General features: G+C 55.6%; 5 protein-coding genes. 4 read left to right on the top strand and 1 reads right to left on the bottom strand.

Translation table 11 applies throughout. The annotated features are described in order from the left end of the window. Positions 1-792 (top strand): glutamate--tRNA ligase family protein (locus tag F8I07_RS02255; protein WP_292655185.1); only part of this gene is annotated, 792 nt, incomplete at its 5' end. An 11-nt stretch (positions 793-803) separates the two neighbouring features. On the opposite strand, the gene F8I07_RS02250 is transcribed toward F8I07_RS02255, so the two are convergent. Further along, positions 804-1,454, bottom strand: a complete 651-nt coding sequence (locus F8I07_RS02250; RefSeq protein WP_292655182.1) for an MqnA/MqnD/SBP family protein — start codon at positions 1,452-1,454, stop codon at positions 804-806. A gap of 224 nt (positions 1,455-1,678) precedes the next feature. Here F8I07_RS02250 and F8I07_RS02245 point away from each other — a divergent pair, with 224 nt between their 5' ends. The 3 genes from F8I07_RS02245 to F8I07_RS02235 form a co-directional block, all read left to right on the top strand. Continuing rightward, positions 1,679-1,900: a MoaD/ThiS family protein gene (locus tag F8I07_RS02245; RefSeq protein WP_292655179.1), complete on the top strand. Its 222-nt coding sequence runs from the start codon at positions 1,679-1,681 to the stop codon at positions 1,898-1,900. 130 nt (positions 1,901-2,030) lie between these two features. Then, positions 2,031-2,468 carry a molybdenum cofactor biosynthesis protein MoaE gene (locus tag F8I07_RS02240; RefSeq protein ID WP_292655176.1) on the top strand — a complete coding sequence of 146 codons (438 nt, stop codon included), beginning with the start codon at positions 2,031-2,033 and terminating at the stop codon, positions 2,466-2,468. A gap of 79 nt (positions 2,469-2,547) precedes the next feature. Next, positions 2,548-2,974 (top strand): ATP-binding protein (locus tag F8I07_RS02235; RefSeq protein WP_292655173.1); only part of this gene is annotated, 427 nt, incomplete at its 3' end.

Below are 2,974 nucleotides of genomic sequence, written 5' to 3'. Positions count from 1 at the left end.
CTCTACAACACCCCCAAACAGCTGGTGGTCTACGAAGCTCTGGGCTTCACGCCTCCCCGCTTCTATCACGTTCCCATGATCCACAACGAGCAGGGGCGCAAACTCTCCAAACGCGACGGGGCGATGGATGTGATGGAGTACAAGCGCCAGGGCTTCCTCCCCGAAGCGCTGCTCAACTTCCTGGTGCGTCTGGGGTGGAGCCACGGGGATCAGGAGATCTTCAGCCGCGAAGAGATGCTGGAGTGGTTCGACCCCCACGATATCAACAAGTCCGCCTCCAGCTACAACCTGGACAAACTTCTCTGGCTCAACGCCCACTACATCAAGAACACCCCCAACGAGAAGCTGGCAAAGCTCCTCGAAGAGTTCGGCGTCCATATCGCCGACCACGACCGGATGGAGTTTCTACTCGATGCCGTCAAAGAGCGGAGCAAAACCCTGGTGGAGCTGGCAGAGCATATTCGGATGATTCTGGATCGTCCGGCCCAGTACGACCCCAAAGCGGTCAAAAAGGCCTTCAAAGGGGAAGCCCTTTCGATTCTGCAGGCCTTTGCCGAAAAACTGGAGTCAAGTGAGGGACTGCATCTGCCCAGTGACTACCACAAAGTGATGGAGGCTTTCGTCGCCGAACAGGAGATCGGTTTCGGCAAGCTGGGCCAGCCCCTGCGGGTGGCACTACTGGGGAAAATGACCGGCCCCGGGATGGATGAAGTGATGGCGATTCTGGGCGTGGAGGAGACCGTTGCCCGGATCAGAGAGGCCATCGAAAGGATCGGTGCCGAGCAGAATTGAGCGTTGAGAATTTAGGTGACTTTTTTCGCTTTTTTGAGAAAAAGTTTCAATCCTTTTCGCTCTCTCCAGCCGATACGGTAGTCGATATGGTTGAGGTACCAGCGTAGCTGTGCCGGGGAAATCTGCCGCTTTTTGGCCTCTCTCTCCAGAATGTATCGGGGGATCTTCCACTCTTTCGATCCGAAATCCTTCGCCAGTTTTCTGATGCGTTTTCCGTGGCGGTTGTAGCAGAGCCGGGCAAAGACGAAAGGCAGGTCGGTACGTTCTTTCCAGGCTTGGGCCAGGTCGATACCCTCTCCGCCGCTCAACCGGTGTTTCAGTGCAGCATCTCCGATGAGAATCCGTCCCTGTAGATCCAGGACTTCCGCCAGAGCGTTGGAGCTGGCCGAGGCGGGATCGGTTTCAAATTTTCCGGGAAGAACGAAAACGCTGTGGACCGCTCCGTTGGCCACGATCCCCAGATCGGTACAACGGCATCGGCGGCTCTCGATGCTGGAGATAAAAGCGGCGTGAACACGTCCCCGACGGAATTGGCGGTTGATGACACTGGGAACCGCCCGACGCCACCGAAGCATCTGGGCGAACTGGGTCGAAGGAGAGCGGCGCCTCATATAGACCTGAAAGGGGAGGAGGTTGAGGTAGGAGATGGAACCGAAAATCATGATGCCCCTTTGGGGCGAATGATGAATGGTGAATGGTGAATGGTGAATGATTTCGGTTGACGTTGCATTGCAACGCTTCCAATAACCAATAGCGGCGCCGAAGGCGCCTTCGGTTCCTCACTCCTCACTCCTCACTCCTCACTCCAAAAGGTTGCCGTATTATATCCAAGGCCGTGCCGACTCTTTTGGTATAATCATTCCGATTTTGAGAGGAAGGGATTGTGATGGTGAAAGTGGAGTTTCTGGGGCCGATCGCCAGGGAGCCGATGGAGCTGGAGGTAGCTTCCCTGGCAGAGCTCTCCAACGTTCTCTTCGAAGAGGAGTCGATCCGTCCCTGGCTACAGAAGTGCGCCGTGGCCGTCAATGATGTGATGGTCAAAGATCCCAAGCATCCGCTCAAAGACGGAGATCGGGTGAGTATCCTGCCGCCGGTCTGCGGGGGATAGGGGGCGCTTCGCTTGAGTGAAGAGTGAGGAATGATGAGTGAGGAATTTCGGTATGCGTTGCCTTGCAACGCTACATGTTAAAAAACTAGAGACTATCGACTAGAGACCAAGTGGGGGAAAAATGAGTGATATGGAGCTGTATGAAGGTCCTCTGGATGTCAAAGAGATCTTCGGGCGCTGGCTGGATGAGGAGGCGGAGTCCAACTACGGCGCCTATATTCCTTTTGTCGGGACGATCCGGGCGGAGGATGGGATCGAGGCGCTCAGTTTCGATATCTACGAGCCGATCTTGCAAAAATGGTTCGATGCCTGGCAGGCCAAAGCGGCCGAGCGGGGTGCCAGGGTCAAAATGGCCCACTCCGTCGGCGACGTACCGGTGCACAGCTCTTCTTACGTCGCCGCGGTCTTCTCGCCCCGCCGACGGGTGGCTCTGGAGTTGATCGAGGAGTTTGTCGAGGATTTCAAAGCCAACGCCCCCATCTGGAAATATGATGTGGTCGAGGGTCGAAGGATCTATGCCGAGGATCGCAGTACCCCCATGGAAGGGGCGGGGCTCCTGGCACGTTGACCTCTATTTAACTCTTTTTCTCCTTTTTTCGATATAATCTAAGGATTTTATAAATTTAATGTAGAAACGGAGAGTGTAAATGGCTGATTACGGTGCCGGAAACATCAAAGTCCTCAAAGGACTCGAAGCGGTCCGCAAACGTCCCGGGATGTATATCGGAGATACCTCGGTCAAGGGCTTGCACCACCTGATCTATGAGGTGGTGGACAACTCCATCGACGAAGCGATGGCCGGGTATTGCGACAAGATCAAAGTGACACTGACCGGCGACGGTTCGGCGATTATCGAGGATAACGGCCGGGGGATCCCCGTCGCGGAGCACCCGACCGAGAAGATTCCCGCCGCGACAGTGGTCCTGACGGTTCTGCATGCCGGAGGAAAATTCGACAAAGACACCTACAAGGTCTCCGGAGGACTGCACGGAGTCGGTGTCTCCGTCGTCAACGCCCTCTCGGAGAAGCTCCATATGACCATCTACCGGGATGGGCAGATTCATGAGCAGTGGT

This window comes from Nitratifractor sp. (assembly GCF_015487065.1).
GTDB lineage: Bacteria > Campylobacterota > Campylobacteria > Campylobacterales > Sulfurovaceae > Nitratifractor.
The sequence above is the reverse complement of the archived record's forward strand: the minus strand, read 5'-3'. Positions and strand labels throughout refer to the sequence as shown.

Coding starts and splice junctions, on each gene's coding strand:
- F8I07_RS02250 (WP_292655182.1), bottom strand. CDS start 1,454: ATGATTTTCGGTTCCATCTCCTACCTCAACCTCCTCCCCTTTCAGGTC.
- F8I07_RS02245 (WP_292655179.1), top strand. CDS start 1,679: ATGGTGAAAGTGGAGTTTCTGGGGCCGATCGCCAGGGAGCCGATGGAG.
- F8I07_RS02240 (WP_292655176.1), top strand. CDS start 2,031: ATGGAGCTGTATGAAGGTCCTCTGGATGTCAAAGAGATCTTCGGGCGC.